Genomic DNA, 21,290 nt, shown 5'->3' on the forward strand with positions numbered 1-21,290 from the left:
GATGGTAGTGTGGGGCTTCCCCATGTGAGAGTAGGTCATCGTCAAGCTCCTATCCCAAACCCCCGATCATCGTAAGATGGTCGGGGGTTTGTCTTTGCGCCGTAGAAACTGCTCGGTGCTTTTCTAGGCAACACCAACCTGCATCGTTATGATGCGTGCCTCTTTGCAAGGCGAGACTCCAATGCAAGACGTGTTGCAACTGCTACGGGATGGCGAATTTCATTCCGGTGAGGTACTGGGGCAGCTGCTGGGCGTGAGTCGCAGTGCGGTGTGGAAGCGCCTGCAGCACCTGGAGGGCGACCTTGAACTCAGCATCTACCGGGTGCGTGGGCGTGGCTATCGTCTGGCATCGCCGCTGTCGCTGCTGGATGCGGAGCGCATCGCTGCCGGCTGTGCCGAGCTGGGCTGGGCCTCCAGTGTCTTTGAGTCTCTGGATTCGACCAATGCCGAGGCGCTGCGGCAGCTGGCGGCGGGGCATCCTGCGCCGCTCTTGGTGCTGGCTGAGCGTCAGGAGAGTGGTCGCGGGCGGCGCGGGCGGACCTGGGTTAGCCCCTATGCGGAGAATCTGTATTACAGCCTGGGCCTGCGCATCGAGGGGGGTGCCTATCCGCTTGAAGGGCTCAGCCTGACCGTTGGCCTGGCGGTGCTGGAGGCTCTGCGAGAGCTGGGCTGTGCCGAGGCGGGGTTGAAGTGGCCGAATGACATTTTGGTCGGTGGGCGCAAGGTGGCTGGCATTCTGTTGGAGCTGGCTGGCGATCCTGCTGATGCGTGCCTGGTCGTCATTGGTATTGGCGTCAACGTTAATATGCTGCCGGGGCGGGTGGAGATCGATCAGCCCTGGACTTCGCTGCGTGAGCAGGCTGGGCAATTGATCGATCGCACCGAGCTTCTGCTGCGTTTGAGTCGATGTCTGCGGCGCTATCTGAATATCCATGCGCAAGAAGGCTTTGCCGGGTTGCGTGAGGAGTGGGAGGCGGCACATCTCTGGCAGGGAGCTGCAGTGACCCTCGCAATGGGGTCGCAGCATATTGACGGGTATGTGCTGGGGGTTGATCGGCAGGGCGCGCTGCGCCTGGACGTGGCCGGCGAAGAGCGGTCATTCAGTGGTGGTGAGCTGAGCCTGAGGTTGCGTAATGATTCTTGAGCTGGACTGTGGCAACAGCTTTATCAAGTGGCGCTTGTTGGCTGTGGATGGTCAGGCGAGTGTCGCCGGTGGCGTGGTTGGTTCCAGCGAGCAGCTGCTGGATGCTGTGCGCGGGGCGCCTGGCATGATGCCCAGAGATTGCCGTCTGGTTAGTGTGCGCAGCGACGATGAGACCAATGCCCTGGTGGCGTCCATTGAGCAGGCTTTTGCACTCAGGGTTTGCTGTGCCCGGCCTGCGCGGCAGCTGGCCGGAGTGCGCAACGGCTATGAAGATTATGCGCGCCTGGGGTTGGATCGCTGGTTGGCGCTGGTTGGTGCCTATCGGCTGTCTGGTGGCGCATGTCTGGTGCTGGACCTGGGTACTGCAGTCACTTCCGACTTTGTTGCTGCCGATGGCGAGCATCTTGGGGGCTATATCTGTCCCGGGGTACCGTTGATGCGCAATCAGCTGCGGACGCATACCCGGCGCATTCGCTATGACGATGCGGCAGCTGAAGAGGCTGCGTGCAGCCTGCTGCCTGGGCGCTCCACGGCTGAAGCGGTGGAGCGCGGCTGTTCGCTGATGTTGCGAGGGTTTGTGTCGACCCAGCTTGAGTTGGCGAATGAGTGCCTGGGTAAAGGTTTCACTGTCTATCTCACGGGGGGCGACGCGCCTCTGGTGCGCGAACTGCTGCCGCAGGCGCAGCTGGTTGCCGATTTGGTTTTTGTCGGGCTGGCAGCGGCCTGTCCTTTGTCTTGAGGTTTGCTATGCGCTGGTTGTTCCTGCTCCTGCTGGTACTCAACCTTTTTTATTACGTCTGGCATCAGCAGCAGGCGCCCTTGCGGGTCAAGGAAGTTGAGCCGATGTCGCTTTATCGCGGTGCGCAGCAGGATATCCGCCTGCTCAGTGAGGCCGATAGGCAGCAGAGGCGCGAGCAGGTGGGGGCGGTGCCGGCTGCGGCGGTCACCGAAACCTGTCTGTTTCTTGGCAGCTTCCAGCAGGAAGAGGCGGCGCGCGAGGTCGAGCAGAGGCTGATGTCCCTGGATATTCAGGGAGAGGTTCGTGGTATCGATGCGGCTGCCGGTCTTGATTACTGGGTCTATCTGGCGCCGCTGGCCTCCCGGCAGGCGTCATTGCGTCAGCTCAAGGAGCTGCAGGCGCGGAAAATCGACAGCTACATCATCACCCAAGGCGATCTTGCCAATGGTATTTCGTTGGGCATTTTTCCGCGCAGTGACTCCGCGCAGAGTGTCATGCAGCGCCTTGTCGATGCCGGATATGAACCATTGTTGCGCGAATTGCCCCGGGCGCAACGCAGTTACTGGGTGCGCATAGCCCCGCAGAGCCGGCGTTTGGCCGACGATTACCTGCTGCAGCAACTGGCTTCTGACTTCAAGGACTTACAACATCAATTAATGCCGTGCGAAGACGTTGCAATGCCGCGTTAGTTTGCATAGAATGGCGCCCGCTTTGCAGGGTAGCCCTTGCAGGGTTGCTGTCAGAAATTGCTAACCTCAAGTTTTTATTGAGAAATTGCTTGACAGTAGGGTGGCATGAGATGAGAATGCCGCCTCGTTTTGGAGGGGTTCCCGAGCGGCCAAAGGGATCAGACTGTAAATCTGACGTCATCGACTTCGAAGGTTCGAATCCTTCCCCCTCCACCAGATTTAGCGTGAGCCGCAAGCTCCGCGGGCATAGTTCAGTGGTAGAACCTCAGCCTTCCAAGCTGATGATGCGGGTTCGATTCCCGCTGCCCGCTCCAGGTTTGCGGCTTGTGCAATGTGTTTCGCTCATGTAGCTCAGTTGGTAGAGCACACCCTTGGTAAGGGTGAGGTCAGCGGTTCAAATCCGCTCATGAGCTCCACTTCAACAAAGGCAGATATGCAGATATCTGCCTTTGTTTTAATGGCGGCGTGACTCGGTCAATTCATTGATGGGAGACGGTCAAAATGGCTAAAGAAAAGTTTGAACGGAATAAACCACACGTCAACGTAGGGACCATTGGCCACGTTGACCACGGTAAAACCACTCTGACCGCTGCTCTGACTCGCGTTTGCTCCGAAGTATTCGGTTCGGCTCGTGTCGACTTCGACAAGATCGACAGCGCTCCGGAAGAAAAGGCTCGCGGTATCACCATCAACACCGCTCACGTTGAATACGACTCGGCCGTTCGCCACTACGCGCACGTTGACTGCCCTGGTCACGCCGACTACGTAAAAAACATGATCACCGGTGCTGCCCAGATGGACGGCGCGATCCTGGTTTGCTCCGCTGCTGACGGCCCGATGCCGCAGACCCGCGAGCACATCCTGCTGTCCCGTCAGGTAGGTGTTCCGTACATCGTCGTGTTCCTGAACAAGGCCGACATGGTGGACGACGCCGAGCTGCTGGAACTGGTCGAGATGGAAGTTCGTGACCTGCTGTCCACCTACGACTTCCCGGGCGACGACACTCCGATCATCATCGGTTCCGCTCTGATGGCCCTGAACGGCCAGGACGACAACGAAATGGGCACCAGCGCCGTCAAGAAGCTGGTTGAAACCCTGGACGTGTACATCCCTGAGCCGGTTCGTGCCATCGACAAGCCGTTCCTGATGCCGATCGAAGACGTATTCTCGATCTCCGGCCGCGGTACCGTAGTTACCGGTCGTGTAGAGCGCGGTATCGTCAAGATCCAGGAAGAAATCGAGATCGTTGGTCTGCGTCCGACCACCAAGACCACCTGCACCGGCGTTGAAATGTTCCGCAAGTTGCTCGACGAAGGTCGTGCTGGCGAGAACTGCGGCGTGCTGCTGCGCGGCACCAAGCGTGACGACGTGGAGCGTGGTCAGGTTCTGGCCAAGCCGGGCACCATCAAGCCGCACACCAAGTTCGAAGCTGAAGTGTACGTGCTGTCCAAGGAAGAAGGTGGTCGTCACACCCCGTTCTTCAAGGGCTACCGTCCGCAGTTCTACTTCCGTACCACCGACGTAACCGGTTCGTGCGAACTGCCGGAAGGCGTTGAGATGGTAATGCCGGGCGACAACGTGAAAATGGTTGTCACCCTGATCAAGCCGATCGCCATGGAAGATGGTCTGCGCTTCGCGATTCGCGAAGGCGGTCGTACCGTTGGTGCGGGTGTTGTTGCCAAGATCGTCGAGTAATCGATTGATCTAGCCTTGTCGGGCCGGCATAATGGTCGGCCTGACTTCGTTTTAGGCCAGTAGCTCAATTGGCAGAGCGGCGGTCTCCAAAACCGCAGGTTGGGGGTTCGATTCCCTCCTGGCCTGCCAGATTCCCGGAAAAGTGGATCTGGCATTTCTTCTACAGGGTTGTTCTCATGAATGCCAAAGCTGAAGCTAAAGACTCGCGCTTTGACTTGCTAAAGTGGCTGGTTGTTGTCGCTCTAGTGGTCGCTGGTGTGGTCGGCAATCAGTATTTCTCGGCTGAGCCGCTCCTGTATCGTGTGCTGGTTCTGCTGGTGCTGGCCGTTGTGGCTGGTTTTGCCGCATTGCAGACTGCGAAAGGGCAGGCCTTCTTCGGTCTTGCCAAAGAAGCGCGCACCGAAATCCGTAAAGTTGTATGGCCAAGCCGTCAGGAAACCACGCAGACCACTTTGATCGTGGTGGCTGTGGTCCTGGTCATGGCGCTGGTTCTGTGGGGTCTGGATTCCCTGCTGGGCTGGCTTGTTTCGTTGATTGTCGGTTAAGGGTGTCCCGTGGCTAAGCGTTGGTACGTTGTGCATGCTTACTCGGGTTACGAGAAGCATGTAATGCGCTCGTTGATTGAGCGCGTCAAGCTGGCTGGCATGGAGGATGAGTTCGGCGAAATTCTGGTGCCTACCGAAGAAGTGGTAGAGATGCGCAATGGCCAGAAGCGCAAGAGTGAACGCAAGTTCTTCCCTGGCTATGTTCTGGTTCAAATGGAAATGAACGAGGCGACTTGGCACCTGATCAAGGATACGCCGCGCGTCATGGGCTTCATCGGTGGTACCGCCGACAAGCCGGCGCCGATCACCGAGAAAGAGGCTGACGCGATTCTGCGTCGTGTTGCCGATAGCGGCGACAAGCCCAAGCCGAAGACGCTGTTTGAGCCGGGCGAAACCGTGCGGGTCATCGACGGTCCGTTCGCGGACTTCAATGGCGTGGTTGAAGAAGTTAACTACGAAAAGAGCCGGATCCACGTGGCCGTGCTTATTTTCGGTCGCTCCACTCCGGTGGAGCTGGAGTTCAGTCAGGTCGAGAAGGCATAACTGGACAACGCATCCCGTACCCCGCAGTCAAGGACTGCGGGGTTTTTTCGTCATTGGGATAAACGTGTACGTCATTGGGGAGCCGAAAGGCGCTTGAACCCAAATTTGGAGTAGCTCATGGCTAAGAAGATTACCGCTTATATCAAGCTGCAAGTGAAGGCCGCTCAGGCCAACCCGTCGCCGCCCGTAGGCCCGGCTCTGGGTCAGCACGGCGTGAACATCATGGAATTCTGCAAGGCGTTCAACGCCAAGACCCAGGGCATGGAGCCCGGTCTGCCGACTCCAGTGATCATCACTGTGTACAGCGACCGCAGCTTCACCTTTGAAACCAAAAGCACCCCGGCTTCGGTTCTGCTGAAGAAGGCCGCCGGCCTGACCAGCGGCTCTGCTCGTCCGAACACCGTCAAGGTTGGCACCGTTACCCGTGCTCAGCTGGAAGAGATCGCCAAGACCAAGAAGGCCGATCTGACTGCCGCTGACCTGGATGCGGCCGTGCGTACCATCGCCGGTTCCGCGCGTAGCATGGGCCTCAACGTGGAGGGTGTGTAATGGCTAAGCTGACCAAGCGCCAGAAGGCTATCGCTGAAAAAATCGAAGCCGGCAAGCAATACGGTTTCGAAGACGCCGCCAAGCTGTTGGCCGAACTGTCTGCCGTCAAGTTCACCGAGTCGTTCGACATCGCCATCAACCTGGGTGTTGATCCGCGTAAATCCGACCAGGTCGTACGCGGTGCTACCGTGCTGCCGAACGGCACCGGTAAGACCGTTCGCGTCGCCGTCTTCACCCAAGGTCCGGGCGCCGAAGCTGCCCTGGCTGCCGGTGCCGACAAGGTTGGCATGGACGAGCTGGCTGCCGAGATGAAAGCCGGCGACCTGAACTACGACGTGGTCATCGCTTCCCCGGACGCCATGCGCGTTGTCGGTCAGCTGGGCCAGATCCTCGGTCCGCGCGGCCTGATGCCGAACCCGAAGGTCGGTACCGTGACTCCGGACGTGGCCACTGCCGTTAAGAACGCCAAGGCCGGTCAAGTACGTTTCCGTACCGACAAGAACGGCATCATCCACACCTCTGTTGGCAAGGTCGGCTTCGAAGCCGCTCACCTGAAGCAGAACGTGGAAGCCCTGCTGTCGGACCTCAAGCGTCTGAAGCCGTCCACCTCGAAAGGCATCTACGTCAAGCGTGTGACCCTGAGCACCACCATGGGTCCGGGTCTGGTCATCGACCAAGCTTCGCTCGAGGCGTAAGTCATGGGCCGGTGGAGCGATCCGCCGGCTTGAAAAAATTGGGGTCCCTGCCTGGCGGGGGCTATCCAAGACCGTAGGCGGCGCAAGCCTTAAACCTCAAGCCTACGCAGATGGTGCTCCCGATTCGCCTAGCGAATCAGACACCAAAACGTCGCCCGGCTCCGGCCAGGCGAACAGGTAATCCAGGAGTAAACCCGTGGCAATTAAACTCGAAGACAAAAAGGCCATCGTCGCTGAAGTCAACGAGGCTGCCAAAGCCGGTCTTTCCGCTGTCGTGGCTGATGCCCGTGGCGTGACTGTCGGCGCTATGACCGGACTCCGTAAAGAGGCCCGCGAAGCTGGCGTATACGTACGTGTCGTGCGTAACACCCTGCTGCGCCGCGCCGTTGAAGGCACTCAATATGACGTGCTCAACGACGTGTTCAAAGGCCCGACCCTGATCGCGTTCTCGAACGAACACCCGGGCGCTGCTGCTCGTCTGTTCAAGGAGTTCGCCAAGGGTCAGGACAAGTTCGAGATCAAGGCAGCTGCGTTCGAGGGCAAGTTCCTCGCAGCCAATCAGATCGACGTGCTGGCAACTCTGCCGACCTACGACGAAGCCATTTCGCAGCTGATGAGCGTGATTCAAGGCGCTACCAGCAAGCTGGCTCGTACTCTGGCGGCCGTTCGCGACCAGAAAGAAGCTGCCGCCGCCTAAGGCGTCGCACAGTCTTTCTCAAGCAAATTTGTTTAATTTGATGGCCGCGAAGGCTGTCCCCCAATACAGGAATTAGAGTCATGGCTCTGTCGAACGAAGACATCATCGAAGCAATCGGCCAGAAAACCGTTCTGGAAGTTGTTGAACTGATCAAGGCAATGGAAGAGAAGTTCGGCGTTACCGCCGCTGCTGCCACCGTTGCTGCTGCTGGCCCGGCTGCTGCCGCTGCTGAAGAGCAGACCGAGTTCAACATCATGCTGGTTGAAGCCGGCGAAAAGAAAGTGAACGTCATCAAAGTCGTTCGCGAACTGACCGGTCTGGGTCTGAAAGAAGCCAAAGCAGTAGTTGACGGCGCTCCGGCTGCCGTTAAAGAAGGCGTGTCGAAAGACGAAGCCGAAGCTGCCAAGAAGGCTCTGGAAGAAGCTGGCGCCAAAGTCGAGCTCAAGTAAGCGACGACCTTGCGTCAACAGCCCAAGCATTGCGCTTAAGGCTGGCGGCTGGTGGCTTTTGCCACCGGCCTTTTTCCGTTATGGGTGATGTGCGCAGGCCTTCGCCCTAACGTGAAAACCCGCTCGAGGGCGGTGCAAACCTAGGGTTTGCAAGATTTTCTGGCTGTTGCCGTCGGGAGCAGCCAAACAAGCAGGTGACCAAGCTGGGGAACGCTGATGGCTTACTCATACACTGAGAAAAAACGTATCCGCAAGGACTTTAGCAAGTTGCCGGACGTGATGGATGTGCCGTATCTCCTGGCCATCCAGTTGGATTCGTACCGCGAATTCCTGCAGGCGGGAGCGAGCAAGGAGCAGTTCCGCGACGTTGGCCTGCATGCGGCCTTCAAGTCCGTATTCCCGATTATCAGCTATTCCGGCAATGCTGCTCTGGAGTATGTCGGCTATCGCCTGGGCGAGCCGGCATTCGACGTCAAAGAGTGCGTGCTGCGTGGCGTGACCTTCGCCGTGCCGCTGCGGGTCAAAGTCCGTCTGATCATTTTCGACAAAGAATCGTCGAACAAAGCGATCAAGGACATCAAAGAGCAAGAAGTCTACATGGGCGAAATTCCGCTCATGACCGAGAACGGTACCTTCATCATCAACGGTACCGAGCGCGTCATCGTTTCCCAGTTGCACCGCTCGCCGGGCGTGTTCTTCGACCACGACCGCGGCAAGACCCACAGCTCGGGCAAGCTGCTGTACTCGGCTCGCATCATTCCTTACCGCGGCTCCTGGCTGGACTTCGAGTTCGACCCGAAGGACTGCGTGTTCGTGCGTATCGACCGTCGTCGCAAGCTGCCGGCTTCCGTGCTGCTGCGCGCGCTGGGCTACAGCACTGAAGAAGTGCTCAACGCCTTCTACGCCACCAACGTCTTCCACGTGCAGGGCGAGTCGCTCAACCTGGAACTGGTGCCGCAGCGTCTGCGTGGCGAAATCGCCGCGTTCGACATCAAGGACGAGAAGGGCAAGGTCATCGTTGAGCAGGGCCGCCGCATCACCGCGCGCCACATCAACCAGATCGACAAGGCCGGCATCAAAGAGCTGGAAGTGCCGCTCGACTACGTGCTGGGCCGTACCACCGCCAAGGCCATCGTGCATCCGTCGACCGGCGAGATCGTTGCCGAGTGCAACACCGAGCTGACCGTCGACCTGCTGGCCAAGATCGTCAAGGCGCAGGTTGTCCGCATCGAGACCCTGTACACCAACGACATCGACTGCGGTCCGTTCATCTCCGACACGCTGAAGATCGACTCCACCAGCAACCAGCTGGAAGCCCTGGTCGAGATCTACCGCATGATGCGTCCTGGCGAACCGCCAACCAAGGATGCTGCCGAGACCCTGTTCAACAATCTGTTCTTCAGCGCCGAGCGTTACGACCTGTCCGCCGTCGGCCGCATGAAGTTCAACCGTCGTATCGGTCGCACCGAGATCGAAGGTTCCGGCGTGCTGAGCCGCGAAGACATCGTCGAGGTCCTCAAGACCCTGGTCGACATCCGCAACGGCAAAGGCATCGTCGACGACATCGACCACCTGGGTAACCGTCGCGTGCGTTGCGTCGGCGAGATGGCCGAGAACCAGTTCCGTGTTGGCCTGGTGCGCGTCGAGCGCGCGGTCAAGGAGCGCCTGTCGATGGCCGAAAGCGAAGGCCTGATGCCGCAGGACCTGATCAACGCCAAGCCGGTTGCGGCGGCGGTGAAAGAGTTCTTCGGTTCCAGCCAGCTCTCGCAGTTCATGGACCAGAACAACCCGCTCTCCGAGATCACCCACAAGCGCCGCGTCTCCGCGCTTGGCCCTGGTGGTCTGACCCGCGAGCGTGCCGGCTTCGAAGTCCGCGACGTACACCCGACCCACTACGGCCGCGTGTGCCCGATCGAGACCCCCGAAGGTCCGAACATCGGTCTGATCAACTCCCTGGCCGCCTATGCGCGCACCAACCAGTACGGCTTCCTGGAAAGCCCGTACCGTGTGGTCAAGGCCGGGCTGGTGACCGACGAAATCGTCTTCCTGTCCGCCATCGAAGAGGCCGATCACGTGATCGCCCAGGCTTCGGCGACCATGAACGACAAGGGCATGCTGACCGATGAGCTGGTGGCTGTTCGTCACCTGAACGAATTCACCGTCAAGGCGCCGGAAGACGTCACCCTGATGGACGTGTCGCCGAAGCAGGTAGTTTCCGTTGCCGCTTCGCTGATTCCGTTCCTCGAACACGACGACGCCAACCGTGCGTTGATGGGTTCCAACATGCAGCGTCAGGCTGTACCGACCCTGCGCGCCGACAAGCCGCTGGTAGGTACCGGCATGGAGCGCAACGTTGCCCGTGACTCAGGCGTCTGCGTCGTGGCCCGTCGTGGCGGCGTGATCGACTCGGTCGATGCCAGCCGCATCGTGGTTCGCGTCAACGATGACGAAGTCGAAACTGGCGAAGCCGGTGTCGACATCTACAACCTGACCAAATACACCCGTTCGAACCAGAACACCTGCATCAACCAGCGTCCGCTGGTGAGCAAGGGTGACAAGGTTTCGCGCAGCGACATCCTGGCCGACGGCCCGTCCACCGACATGGGTGAACTGGCGCTGGGTCAGAACATGCGCGTGGCGTTCATGCCGTGGAACGGCTTCAACTTCGAAGACTCCATCTGCCTGTCCGAGCGTGTGGTTCAGGAAGACCGCTTCACCACGATCCACATCCAGGAACTGACCTGCGTGGCCCGTGACACCAAGCTCGGCCCAGAGGAAATCACCGCGGATATCCCGAACGTCGGTGAAGCTGCGCTGAACAAGCTGGACGAAGCCGGTATCGTCTACGTCGGTGCCGAAGTCATGGCCGGCGACATCCTGGTCGGCAAGGTCACCCCGAAAGGCGAGACCCAGCTGACTCCGGAAGAGAAACTGCTGCGTGCGATCTTCGGTGAGAAGGCATCCGACGTGAAGGACACCTCCCTGCGCGTACCGACCGGCACCAAGGGTACCGTCATCGACGTGCAGGTCTTCACCCGCGACGGCGTGGAGCGCGACTCGCGCGCCCTGTCCATCGAGAAGATGCAGCTCGACGAGATCCGCAAGGACCTCAACGAGGAGTTCCGCATCGTCGAAGGCGCGACCTTCGAGCGTCTGCGTTCCGCCCTGGTCGGTGCCAAGGCCGAAGGCGGCGCCGGTCTGAAGAAAGGCGCAGTGATCGACGACGCCTTCCTCGACGGTCTGGAGCGTGGCCAGTGGTTCAAGCTGCGCATGGCGGAAGATGCTCTCAACGAGCAGCTGGAAAAGGCCCAGGCCTACATCAGCGACCGTCGCCAGCTGCTCGACGACAAGTTCGAAGACAAGAAGCGCAAGCTGCAGCAGGGCGACGACCTGGCGCCGGGCGTACTGAAGATCGTCAAGGTCTACCTGGCGATCAAGCGCCGCATCCAGCCGGGCGACAAGATGGCCGGTCGTCACGGTAACAAGGGTGTGGTCTCGGTGATCATGCCGGTCGAAGACATGCCGCACGATGCCAATGGCACCCCGGTCGACATCGTCCTCAACCCGCTGGGCGTACCGTCGCGTATGAACGTCGGGCAGATCCTCGAAACCCACCTGGGCTTGGCGGCCAAGGGCCTGGGCGAGAAGATCAACCGCATGCTCGAAGAGCAGCGCAAGGTCGCCGAGCTGCGCAAGTTCATGCAGCAGATCTACAACGAGATCGGTGGTCGTCAGGAGAACCTCGACGAGCTGTCCGATACCGAGATCCTCGATCTGGCGAAGAACCTGCGTGGCGGTGTGCCGATGGCTACCCCGGTATTCGACGGTGCCAAGGAAAGCGAGATCAAGGCCATGCTCAAGCTGGCCGATCTGCCGGAAAGCGGCCAGATGCGCCTGACCGACGGCCGTACCGGTAACCAGTTCGAGCGTCCGACCACCGTCGGCTACATGTACATGCTCAAACTGAACCACCTGGTCGACGACAAGATGCACGCTCGTTCCACCGGTTCCTACAGCCTGGTTACCCAGCAGCCGCTGGGTGGTAAGGCGCAGTTCGGTGGTCAGCGCTTCGGTGAGATGGAGGTCTGGGCACTGGAAGCCTACGGCGCCGCCTACACCCTGCAGGAAATGCTGACCGTGAAGTCGGACGACGTGAACGGCCGGACCAAGATGTACAAGAACATCGTGGACGGCGATCACCGCATGGAGGCCGGCATGCCCGAGTCCTTCAACGTGTTGATCAAAGAGATCCGCTCGCTCGGTATCGACATCGAACTGGAAACCGAATAACACGCACCGCCTATGCGGCGCCCGGCCAAGGCCGGGTTGCCGCTGGTCCGTGAGGAGGAAAGGCCTTGAAAGACTTGCTGAATCTGTTGAAAAACCAGGGTCAGGTGGAAGAGTTCGATGCGATCCGTATCGGTCTGGCTTCGCCTGAGATGATTCGTTCCTGGTCTTTCGGTGAAGTGAAAAAGCCGGAAACCATCAACTACCGTACCTTCAAGCCTGAGCGCGATGGTCTGTTCTGCGCCAAGATCTTTGGCCCGGTAAAGGACTACGAGTGCCTGTGCGGTAAGTACAAGCGCCTCAAGCACCGTGGCGTGATCTGTGAGAAGTGCGGCGTGGAAGTCGCCCTGGCCAAGGTCCGTCGTGAGCGCATGGCGCACATCGAGCTGGCTTCGCCGGTTGCTCACATCTGGTTCCTGAAGTCCCTGCCGAGCCGTATCGGCCTGCTGCTGGACATGACCCTGCGTGACATCGAACGCGTGCTCTATTTCGAGAGCTACGTGGTGATCGATCCGGGCATGACCACTCTGGAGAAGGGCCAGCTGCTGAACGACGAGCAGTACTTCGAAGCCCTCGAAGAGTTCGGTGACGACTTCGACGCGCGCATGGGCGCCGAAGCGGTACGCGAGCTGCTCAACGCGATCGACCTGGATCACGAGATTGGCCGCCTGCGCGAAGAGATTCCGCAGACCAACTCGGAAACCAAGATCAAGAAGCTGTCCAAGCGCCTGAAGCTGATGGAAGCCTTCAAGGACTCCGGCAACCATCCGGAGTGGATGGTCCTGACCGTTCTGCCGGTACTGCCGCCGGATCTGCGTCCGCTGGTGCCGTTGGACGGTGGCCGTTTCGCCACCTCCGACCTGAACGATCTGTATCGCCGCGTGATCAACCGTAACAACCGTCTGAAGCGCCTGCTCGATCTGTCGGCGCCGGACATCATCGTGCGCAACGAAAAGCGCATGCTGCAGGAAGCGGTCGACGCCCTGCTCGACAACGGCCGTCGCGGTCGCGCCATCACTGGCTCGAACAAGCGTCCGCTGAAGTCGCTGGCCGACATGATCAAAGGTAAGCAAGGTCGCTTCCGTCAGAACCTGCTCGGTAAGCGCGTGGACTACTCCGGTCGTTCCGTGATTACCGTGGGCCCGACCCTGCGCCTGCACCAGTGCGGTCTGCCGAAGAAGATGGCGCTCGAGCTGTTCAAGCCGTTCATTTTCGGCAAGCTGGAAATGCGCGGCATGGCGACCACCATCAAGGCCGCCAAGAAGATGGTCGAGCGCGAACTGCCCGAGGTCTGGGACGTTCTCGCCGAAGTCATCCGCGAACACCCCGTACTGCTCAACCGCGCACCGACCCTGCACCGTCTGGGCATCCAGGCGTTCGAACCGGTTCTGATCGAAGGTAAAGCGATCCAGCTGCACCCGCTGGTCTGCGCCGCGTACAACGCCGACTTCGACGGTGACCAGATGGCCGTCCACGTTCCGCTGACCCTCGAGGCTCAGCTGGAAGCACGCGCGCTGATGATGTCGACCAACAACATCCTCTCGCCCGCCAACGGCGAGCCGATCATCGTGCCATCGCAGGACGTGGTACTGGGTCTGTACTACATGACCCGTGAAGCCATCAACGCCAAGGGCGAAGGTCGCGTATTCGCCGACCTGCAGGAAGTCGACCGCGTATTCCGCGCCGGCGAGGCTTCGCTGCATGCCCGCGTCAAGGTGCGCATCAACGAGACCGTCAACCAGAAAGACGGTAGCGTGGTGAAGAACACCCGTATCGTCGACACTACTGTCGGCCGTGCGCTGCTGTTCCAGGTGGTCCCGGCCGGCCTGTCGTTCGACGTGGTCAACCAGCCGATGAAGAAGAAGGCGATCTCCAAGCTGATCAACCAGTGCTACCGCGTGGTTGGCTTGAAGGACACCGTGATCTTCGCCGACCAGCTGATGTACACCGGTTTCGCCTACTCGACCATCTCCGGTGTGTCGATCGGCGTGAACGACTTCGTCATCCCGGATGAGAAGGCGCGGATCATCGACGCCGCCACCGAGGAAGTGAAGGAAATCGAATCGCAGTACGCCTCCGGCCTGGTTACCCAGGGCGAGAAGTACAACAAGGTGATCGACCTCTGGTCCAAGGCCAACGACGAAGTGTCGAAGGCGATGATGGCCAACCTCTCGAAAGAGAAAGTCATCGACCGCGAAGGCAAGGAAGTCGATCAGGAGTCCTTCAACTCCATGTACATGATGGCCGACTCCGGTGCTCGTGGTAGCGCCGCGCAGATCCGCCAGCTGGCCGGTATGCGTGGCCTGATGGCCAAGCCGGACGGCTCCATCATCGAGACCCCGATCACCGCGAACTTCCGTGAAGGCCTGAACGTACTGCAGTACTTCATCTCCACTCACGGTGCGCGTAAGGGTCTGGCGGATACCGCACTGAAGACCGCGAACTCCGGTTACCTGACTCGTCGCCTGGTCGACGTGGCCCAGGATCTGGTGGTGACCGAGATCGATTGCGGCACCGAACACGGTCTGCTGATGACCCCGCACATCGAAGGCGGTGACGTGGTCGAGCCGCTGGGTGAGCGCGTACTGGGCCGAGTAATCGCCAAGGACGTATTCAAGCCGGGCAGCGACGAAATCATCGTGCCGGCCGGTACCCTGGTCGACGAGCAGTGGGTCGAGTTCATCGAGCGCGCCAGCATCGACGAAGTAATCGTGCGTTCGCCGATCAGCTGCGAAACCCGTTACGGCATCTGCGCCAAGTGCTACGGTCGCGATCTGGCTCGTGGCCACCAGGTCAACATCGGTGAAGCGGTCGGCGTCATCGCCGCCCAGTCCATCGGTGAGCCGGGTACCCAGCTGACCATGCGTACCTTCCACATCGGTGGTGCGGCCAGCCGTACTTCCGCTGCCGACAGCGTTCAGGTGAAGAATGGCGGTGCGATCCGTCTGCACAACCTGAAGCACGTCGAGCGTGTGGACGGCAACCTGGTCGCGGTATCGCGTTCCGGCGAGCTGGCCGTGGCCGACGAGTTCGGTCGCGAGCGCGAGCGTTACAAGCTGCCGTATGGTGCGGTGATTTCCGTGAAGGAAGGCGACAAGGTCGACGCTGGCGCCATCGTCGCCAAGTGGGACCCGCACACCCACCCGATCGTGACCGAGATGAAGGGTGTCGTGACCTTCGTCGGCATGGAAGAAGGCATCACCATCAAGCGCCAGACCGACGAACTGACCGGTCTGACCGACATCGAAGTGCTGGATCCGAAAGATCGTCCGGCCGCCGGTAAGGACATCCGTCCGGCGATCAAGATGGTTGATACCAATGGCAAGGAACTGCTGCTGCCGGGTACCGACGTGCCGGCCCAGTACTTCCTGCCGGCCAACGCCCTGGTCGGTGTGGCCGACGGTGCGCAGATCGCGGTCGGTGACGTTATCGCCCGTATCCCGCAGGAAACCTCGAAGACCCGTGACATCACCGGTGGTCTGCCGCGCGTTGCCGACCTGTTCGAAGCACGTCGTCCGAAGGAAGCTTCGATCCTGGCGGAAATCAGCGGCACCATCGCCTTCGGCAAGGAAACCAAGGGCAAGCGCCGCCTGGTCATCACTCCGACCGATGGCAGCGATCCGTACGAGGAGCTGATTCCGAAGTGGCGTCACCTGAACGTCTTCGAAGGCGAACAGGTGAACCGCGGCGAAGTCATCTCCGACGGTCCGAGCGATCCGCACGACATCCTGCGTCTGCTGGGCGTCAGCGCGCTGGCCAAGTACATCGTCAACGAGATCCAGGACGTTTACCGCCTGCAGGGCGTGAAGATCAACGACAAGCACATCGAGACCATCCTGCGTCAGATGCTGCGTAAGGTTGAGATCACCGAATCCGGCGACTCCAGCTTCATCAAGGGCGACCAGATGGAACTGACCCACGTCCTCGGCGAGAACGAGCGTCTGGCTGCGGATGATAAGTTCATCTCCAAGTTCGACCGCGTGCTGCTGGGTATCACCAAGGCGTCGCTGTCCACCGAATCGTTCATCTCGGCGGCCTCCTTCCAGGAGACCACTCGCGTACTGACCGAGGCGGCGGTTACCGGCAAGCGGGACTACCTGCGCGGCCTGAAAGAAAACGTGGTCGTGGGTCGTCTGATCCCGGCCGGTACCGGTCTGGCCTATCACAGCGAGCGCAAGCGCAAGCGTGAAGCGGCTCAGCCGGTACGAGTGAGCGCCAGTGAAGTGGAAGCTGCACTGACCGAAGCGCTGAACTCCGGCAATTGAGTGTGATGCCCCGAGCGACCTGTCGTTCGGGGCATTGCCTTGACTGGGGGCGTCAGTCTCTTTAGACTCATGCACCCCTAAATTTGGCAGGGCGTTGTGCTCTGCCATTTTGCTTTTGTTGTAATAAATAGCGTCGAAAGACAACAGTGGAGCTAGTAGATGGCAACTATCAACCAGCTGGTACGTCAGCCGCGCAAGCGTATCGTCGAGAAGTCCGACGTTCCTGCGCTGCAGAACTGCCCGCAACGTCGTGGCGTGTGCACCCGCGTGTACACCACCACGCCGAAGAAACCGAACTCCGCATTGCGTAAAGTGTGCCGTGTTCGTCTGACCAACGGTTTTGAAGTCACCTCCTACATCGGTGGTGAAGGTCACAACCTGCAAGAGCACAGCGTCGTGCTGATCCGTGGCGGTCGTGTAAAAGACCTTCCGGGTGTGCGCTACCACACTGTTCGCGGTTCGCTGGATACCACCGGCGTTAAAGACCGTAAGCAGGGTCGCTCGAAGTACGGTACCAAGCGTCCGAAGTAATTCGGCTCGCCATTTTTCTTTTTATTGAGTCGATAAGAGTAAGGTCGGGCGTAACCGGATGGTTATGGTCCCGGGCTAACCTGAAGACCGTTTGAGGGCTTATCATGCCAAGACGTCGTGTAGCAGCTAAGCGTGAGATTCTTGACGATCCGAAGTACGGATCGCAGATCCTCGCCAAATTCATGAACCACGTGATGGAAAGCGGCAAAAAAGCAGTCGCCGAGCGCATCGTTTACGGTGCCCTGGAAACTGTTAAAGCGCGCAAGAACAGCGATCCCCTGGAGATCTTCGAGAAAGCTCTCGACGCCATCGCTCCGCTGGTCGAAGTGAAGTCCCGCCGTGTCGGCGGTGCGACTTACCAGGTTCCGGTCGAAGTTCGTCCGTCCCGTCGTAATGCCCTGGCCATGCGTTGGCTGGTGGACTACGCGCGCAAGCGTGGCGAGAAGTCCATGGCTCTGCGCCTTGCTGGCGAGCTGCTGGATGCCGCTGAAGGCAAAGGTGCAGCCGTGAAGAAGCGTGAAGACGTGCACCGTATGGCCGAAGCCAACAAGGCTTTCTCGCACTACCGCTTCTAATTTCAGCGCTTCTAAATTTGCGAGGGCTTTATGGCTCGTACTACTCCGATTAACCGCTACCGTAACATTGGTATTTGCGCGCACGTTGATGCGGGCAAGACCACTACTACCGAGCGGATCCTGTTCTACACAGGCCTCAGCCACAAGATGGGTGAGGTGCATGACGGCGCTGCTACTACTGACTGGATGGTGCAGGAGCAGGAGCGTGGTATCACCATCACCTCCGCTGCGATCACTACCTTCTGGGAAGGTTCGCGTGGCCAGTACGACAAGTACCGTGTAAACGTCATCGATACCCCCGGCCACGTTGACTTCACCATCGAAGTAGAGCGCTCGCTGCGCGTGCTCGATGGTGCGGTCGTAGTGTTCTGTGGTACTTCCGGCGTTGAGCCGCAGTCCGAAACCGTATGGCGTCAGGCCAACAAGTACGGTGTTCCGCGTGTTGTCTACGTGAACAAGATGGACCGTGCCGGTGCCGACTTCCTGCGCGTTGTTGGTCAGATCAAGAATCGTCTGGGTCATACCCCGGTTCCGATCCAGATCGCCATCGGCGCCGAAGATAACTTCGAAGGTCAGGTCGATCTGATCAAGATGAAGGCTATCTACTGGAACGAAGACGACAAGGGCACCAGCTATCGCGAGGAAGAAATTCCGGCTGAGCTGGTCGACCTGGCCAACGAGTGGCGCAGCAACATGGTTGAGGCGGCTGCCGAGGCCAACGAAGAGCTGATGAACCGTTACCTTGAAGAAGGTGATCTGTCGGTCGAGGACATCAAGGCTGGTCTGCGCCTGCGCACCCTGGCCAGCGAAATCGTTCCGGCTGTCTGTGGTTCCTCCTTCAAGAATAAGGGTGTTCCGCTGGTTCTCGATGCTGTCATCGACTTCCTGCCGGCTCCGACCGAAATCCCTGCGATCAAGGGTATTCATCCGGACCTCATCGAGAAGCCGAAAGAAGAGCTGCAGGAAGCTGACTACAGCGAGCGTCATGCCAATGACGACGAGCCGTTCTCGGCGCTGGCGTTCAAGATTGCCACCGACCCGTTCGTTGGTACTCTGACCTTCGTCCGCGTTTACTCGGGCTTCCTGAGTTCGGGTGACTCTGTGGTCAACTCGGTCAAGGGCAAGAAAGAGCGCGTTGGTCGTATGGTGCAGATGCACGCCAACCAGCGTGACGAAATCAAGGAAGTGCGTGCAGGTGACATCGCTGCGCTGATCGGCATGAAGGACGTCACCACTGGTGACACCCTGTGCTCGATCGAAAAGCCGATCATCCTTGAGCGTATGGACTTCCCGGAGCCGGTAATTTCGGTGGCTGTAGAGCCGAAAACCAAGGCTGACCAGGAGAAGATGGGTATTGCACTGGGCAAGCTGGCCCAGGAAGACCCGTCGTTCCGCGTCAAGACTGACGAGGAAACCGGTCAGACCATCATCTCCGGTATGGGTGAGCTGCACCTGGACATCCTCGTTGACCGCATGAAGCGCGAGTTCAACGTCGAGGCCAACATCGGTAAGCCTCAGGTTTCCTACCGCGAGAAGATCACCAAGAACTGCGAAATCGAAGGCAAGTTCGTGCGCCAGTCCGGCGGTCGTGGCCAGTTCGGTCACTGCTGGATTCGCTTCGCGCCGGCTGATGAAGGTCAGGAAGGTCTGGTTTTCGTCAACGAAGTCGTAGGTGGTGTGGTTCCGAAGGAATACATCCCGGCGATCCAGAAGGGTATCGAAGAGCAGATGAAGAACGGCGTTGTTGCCGGCTATCCGCTGATCGGCCTGAAGGCAACCGTGTTCGATGGTTCCTACCACGACGTCGACTCCAACGAGATGGCGTTCAAGGTGGCGGCTTCCATGGCGACCAAGCAGCTGGCCCAGAAGGGTGGCGGTGTAGTGCTTGAGCCGATCATGAAGGTGGAAGTGGTAACCCCTGAGGACTACATGGGTGACGTGATGGGTGACCTGAACCGTCGTCGTGGTCTGATCCAGGGTATGGAAGATTCGGTGTCGGGCAAAGTGATCCGTGCCGAGGTTCCGCTGGGTGAGATGTTCGGTTATGCGACCGACGTCCGTTCCATGTCTCAGGGTCGCGCAAGCTACTCCATGGAATTCTCCAAATACTCCGAGGCTCCGTCGAACATCGTCGAAGCACTGGTTAAAAAACAAGGCTAATCAAGCCCTTTAGGCAAGAGGTTCACAGTCGTGGCTAAAGAAAAGTTTGAACGTAACAAACCGCACGTCAACGTAGGCACCATCGGTCACGTTGACCACGGTAAAACCACCCTGACCGCAGCTCTGACTCGCGTTTGCTCCGAAGTATTCGGTTCGGCTCGTGTCGACTTCGACAAGATCGACAGCGCTCCGGAAGAAAAGGCTCGCGGTATCACCATCAACACCGCTCACGTTGAATACGACTCGGCCGTTCGCCACTACGCGCACGTTGACTGCCCTGGTCACGCCGACTACGTAAAAAACATGATCACCGGTGCTGCCCAGATGGACGGCGCGATCCTGGTTTGCTCCGCTGCTGACGGCCCGATGCCGCAGACCCGCGAGCACATCCTGCTGTCCCGTCAGGTAGGTGTTCCGTACATCGTCGTGTTCCTGAACAAGGCCGACATGGTGGACGACGCCGAGCTGCTGGAACTGGTCGAGATGGAAGTTCGTGACCTGCTGTCCACCTACGACTTCCCGGGCGACGACACTCCGATCATCATCGGTTCCGCTCTGATGGCCCTGAACGGCCAGGACGACAACGAAATGGGCACCAGCGCCGTCAAGAAGCTGGTTGAAACCCTGGACGTGTACATCCCTGAGCCGGTTCGTGCCATCGACAAGCCGTTCCTGATGCCGATCGAAGACGTATTCTCGATCTCCGGCCGCGGTACCGTAGTTACCGGTCGTGTAGAGCGCGGTATCGTCAAGATCCAGGAAGAAATCGAGATCGTTGGTCTGCGTCCGACCACCAAGACCACCTGCACCGGCGTTGAAATGTTCCGCAAGTTGCTCGACGAAGGTCGTGCTGGCGAGAACTGCGGCGTGCTGCTGCGCGGCACCAAGCGTGACGACGTGGAGCGTGGTCAGGTTCTGGCCAAGCCGGGCACCATCAAGCCGCACACCAAGTTCGAAGCTGAAGTGTACGTGCTGTCCAAGGAAGAAGGTGGTCGTCACACCCCGTTCTTCAAGGGCTACCGTCCGCAGTTCTACTTCCGTACCACCGACGTAACCGGTTCGTGCGAACTGCCGGAAGGCGTTGAGATGGTAATGCCGGGCGACAACGTGAAAATGGTTGTCACCCTGATCAAGCCGATCGCCATGGAAGATGGTCTGCGCTTCGCGATTCGCGAAGGCGGCCGTACCGTTGGTGCCGGCGTGGTTGCCAAGATCGTCGAGTAATCGATTGTCGCGGTAAAGGAAAAGGCCCTTCGGGGCCTTTTCTGTTTTCTGTGCAAAAGTTGACACCCCTCCGGTGCATCCGTACAATCACGCCTCCTTTTAACGGGCGTAGTCCGTCCGTTGGGGATAGCAGAGATAGAGTCTGAGGTCAAAATGCAAAACCAACAAATCCGTATTCGGTTGAAGGCTTTTGACCATCGCCTGATCGATCAATCCACCCAGGAAATCGTGGAAACCGCGAAACGTACTGGTGCTCAGGTGCGTGGTCCTATTCCTCTGCCTACTCGCAAGGAGCGTTTCACCGTTCTGGTCTCTCCGCACGTCAACAAGGACGCGCGCGATCAGTACGAGATTCGCACTCATAAGCGTGTTCTGGACATCGTCCAGCCGACGGATAAAACCGTTGACGCGCTGATGAAGCTCGACCTTGCAGCTGGCGTGGAAGTGCAGATCAGCCTCGGCTAAAACCTTGGGGTTTTAGTCGTGTAACGCTCTGAAATGGG

The 21,290-nt window shown here is 59.3% G+C and carries 17 protein-coding genes and 4 tRNA genes; all 21 read left to right on the plus strand.

Going from position 1 to position 21,290, the window contains the following annotated elements:
- Positions 1–181: 181 nt before the first annotated feature.
- Positions 182–1,144, plus strand: coding sequence for a bifunctional biotin--[acetyl-CoA-carboxylase] ligase/biotin operon repressor BirA (gene birA / locus F3I16_RS09180; RefSeq protein WP_160493416.1), 963 nt, complete (start codon positions 182–184; stop codon positions 1,142–1,144).
- Positions 1,134–1,883, plus strand: a complete 750-nt coding sequence (locus F3I16_RS09185; protein WP_160493417.1) for a pantothenate kinase — start codon at positions 1,134–1,136, stop codon at positions 1,881–1,883. The genes birA and F3I16_RS09185 overlap by 11 nt, the downstream gene beginning before the upstream one ends.
- An 8-nt stretch (positions 1,884–1,891) precedes the next feature.
- Positions 1,892–2,572 carry an SPOR domain-containing protein gene (locus tag F3I16_RS09190; protein ID WP_160493418.1) on the plus strand — a complete coding sequence of 227 codons (681 nt, stop codon included), beginning with the start codon at positions 1,892–1,894 and terminating at the stop codon, positions 2,570–2,572.
- 131 nt (positions 2,573–2,703) lie between these two features.
- Positions 2,704–2,788: transfer RNA gene (locus F3I16_RS09195), tRNA-Tyr, on the plus strand.
- A 24-nt stretch (positions 2,789–2,812) separates the two neighbouring features.
- Positions 2,813–2,886: transfer RNA gene (locus F3I16_RS09200), tRNA-Gly, on the plus strand.
- A 26-nt stretch (positions 2,887–2,912) separates the two neighbouring features.
- Positions 2,913–2,988: transfer RNA gene (locus F3I16_RS09205), tRNA-Thr, on the plus strand.
- 85 nt (positions 2,989–3,073) lie between these two features.
- Positions 3,074–4,267, plus strand: a complete 1,194-nt coding sequence (tuf, locus tag F3I16_RS09210; protein WP_160082948.1) for an elongation factor Tu — start codon at positions 3,074–3,076, stop codon at positions 4,265–4,267.
- 53 nt (positions 4,268–4,320) lie between these two features.
- Positions 4,321–4,396: transfer RNA gene (locus tag F3I16_RS09215), tRNA-Trp, on the plus strand.
- A gap of 47 nt (positions 4,397–4,443) precedes the next feature.
- Complete coding sequence (gene secE / locus F3I16_RS09220) at positions 4,444–4,812, plus strand: preprotein translocase subunit SecE (protein ID WP_160493419.1); 369 nt, start codon at positions 4,444–4,446, stop codon at positions 4,810–4,812.
- A gap of 9 nt (positions 4,813–4,821) precedes the next feature.
- Entirely contained in the window at positions 4,822–5,355 is a 534-nt protein-coding gene (nusG, locus tag F3I16_RS09225; RefSeq protein ID WP_160082964.1) for a transcription termination/antitermination protein NusG, read from the plus strand.
- Positions 5,356–5,472: 117 nt separating this feature from the next.
- A complete protein-coding gene (rplK, locus tag F3I16_RS09230; RefSeq protein ID WP_160082962.1) occupies positions 5,473–5,904 on the plus strand; it encodes a 50S ribosomal protein L11 in 432 nt (143 codons plus the stop codon).
- Positions 5,904–6,599: a 50S ribosomal protein L1 gene (gene rplA, locus F3I16_RS09235; protein ID WP_160082960.1), complete on the plus strand. Its 696-nt coding sequence runs from the start codon at positions 5,904–5,906 to the stop codon at positions 6,597–6,599. The genes rplK and rplA overlap by 1 nt, the downstream gene beginning before the upstream one ends.
- A 196-nt stretch (positions 6,600–6,795) precedes the next feature.
- Entirely contained in the window at positions 6,796–7,296 is a 501-nt protein-coding gene (gene rplJ / locus F3I16_RS09240) for a 50S ribosomal protein L10 (RefSeq protein ID WP_160082958.1), read from the plus strand.
- Positions 7,297–7,376: 80 nt separating this feature from the next.
- Positions 7,377–7,745 carry a 50S ribosomal protein L7/L12 gene (gene rplL / locus F3I16_RS09245; RefSeq protein ID WP_160082956.1) on the plus strand — a complete coding sequence of 123 codons (369 nt, stop codon included), beginning with the start codon at positions 7,377–7,379 and terminating at the stop codon, positions 7,743–7,745.
- A 216-nt stretch (positions 7,746–7,961) separates the two neighbouring features.
- Positions 7,962–12,035, plus strand: a complete 4,074-nt coding sequence (gene rpoB, locus F3I16_RS09250; RefSeq protein ID WP_160493420.1) for a DNA-directed RNA polymerase subunit beta — start codon at positions 7,962–7,964, stop codon at positions 12,033–12,035.
- Between the two features lie 65 nt (positions 12,036–12,100).
- On the plus strand, positions 12,101–16,297 hold the full coding sequence (gene rpoC, locus F3I16_RS09255) for a DNA-directed RNA polymerase subunit beta' (RefSeq protein ID WP_160493421.1): 4,197 nt from the start codon (positions 12,101–12,103) through the stop codon (positions 16,295–16,297).
- A gap of 159 nt (positions 16,298–16,456) precedes the next feature.
- The gene (gene rpsL / locus F3I16_RS09260) at positions 16,457–16,828 is read left to right on the plus strand and encodes a 30S ribosomal protein S12 (RefSeq protein WP_021217014.1); all 372 of its coding nucleotides are present in this window, start codon (positions 16,457–16,459) and stop codon (positions 16,826–16,828) included.
- A 104-nt stretch (positions 16,829–16,932) separates the two neighbouring features.
- Entirely contained in the window at positions 16,933–17,403 is a 471-nt protein-coding gene (rpsG, locus tag F3I16_RS09265; protein ID WP_040261491.1) for a 30S ribosomal protein S7, read from the plus strand.
- A 30-nt stretch (positions 17,404–17,433) separates the two neighbouring features.
- The gene (gene fusA, locus F3I16_RS09270) at positions 17,434–19,563 is read left to right on the plus strand and encodes an elongation factor G (RefSeq protein ID WP_160493422.1); all 2,130 of its coding nucleotides are present in this window, start codon (positions 17,434–17,436) and stop codon (positions 19,561–19,563) included.
- A 30-nt stretch (positions 19,564–19,593) separates the two neighbouring features.
- Positions 19,594–20,787 carry an elongation factor Tu gene (tuf, locus tag F3I16_RS09275; RefSeq protein ID WP_160082948.1) on the plus strand — a complete coding sequence of 398 codons (1,194 nt, stop codon included), beginning with the start codon at positions 19,594–19,596 and terminating at the stop codon, positions 20,785–20,787.
- 153 nt (positions 20,788–20,940) lie between these two features.
- Positions 20,941–21,252 (plus strand): 30S ribosomal protein S10, encoded by a 312-nt coding sequence (gene rpsJ / locus F3I16_RS09280; protein ID WP_003186070.1) that lies wholly within the window; start codon positions 20,941–20,943, stop codon positions 21,250–21,252.
- The last annotated feature ends 38 nt before the right edge of the window (positions 21,253–21,290 follow it).

Source organism: Pseudomonas sp. L-22-4S-12 (assembly GCF_009799935.1).
GTDB lineage: Bacteria > Pseudomonadota > Gammaproteobacteria > Pseudomonadales > Pseudomonadaceae > Aquipseudomonas.

Excerpts from the sequence above, each read along its gene's own strand:
- birA (WP_160493416.1), top strand. The coding sequence starts at position 182 with ATGCAAGACGTGTTGCAACTGCTACGGGATGGCGAATTTCATTCCGGT.
- F3I16_RS09185 (WP_160493417.1), top strand. The coding sequence starts at position 1,134 with ATGATTCTTGAGCTGGACTGTGGCAACAGCTTTATCAAGTGGCGCTTG.
- F3I16_RS09190 (WP_160493418.1), top strand. The coding sequence starts at position 1,892 with ATGCGCTGGTTGTTCCTGCTCCTGCTGGTACTCAACCTTTTTTATTAC.
- tuf (WP_160082948.1), top strand. The coding sequence starts at position 3,074 with ATGGCTAAAGAAAAGTTTGAACGGAATAAACCACACGTCAACGTAGGG.
- secE (WP_160493419.1), top strand. The coding sequence starts at position 4,444 with ATGAATGCCAAAGCTGAAGCTAAAGACTCGCGCTTTGACTTGCTAAAG.
- rplK (WP_160082962.1), top strand. The coding sequence starts at position 5,473 with ATGGCTAAGAAGATTACCGCTTATATCAAGCTGCAAGTGAAGGCCGCT.
- rplA (WP_160082960.1), top strand. The coding sequence starts at position 5,904 with ATGGCTAAGCTGACCAAGCGCCAGAAGGCTATCGCTGAAAAAATCGAA.
- rplL (WP_160082956.1), top strand. The coding sequence starts at position 7,377 with ATGGCTCTGTCGAACGAAGACATCATCGAAGCAATCGGCCAGAAAACC.
- rpoB (WP_160493420.1), top strand. The coding sequence starts at position 7,962 with ATGGCTTACTCATACACTGAGAAAAAACGTATCCGCAAGGACTTTAGC.
- rpsL (WP_021217014.1), top strand. The coding sequence starts at position 16,457 with ATGGCAACTATCAACCAGCTGGTACGTCAGCCGCGCAAGCGTATCGTC.
- rpsG (WP_040261491.1), top strand. The coding sequence starts at position 16,933 with ATGCCAAGACGTCGTGTAGCAGCTAAGCGTGAGATTCTTGACGATCCG.
- fusA (WP_160493422.1), top strand. The coding sequence starts at position 17,434 with ATGGCTCGTACTACTCCGATTAACCGCTACCGTAACATTGGTATTTGC.
- rpsJ (WP_003186070.1), top strand. The coding sequence starts at position 20,941 with ATGCAAAACCAACAAATCCGTATTCGGTTGAAGGCTTTTGACCATCGC.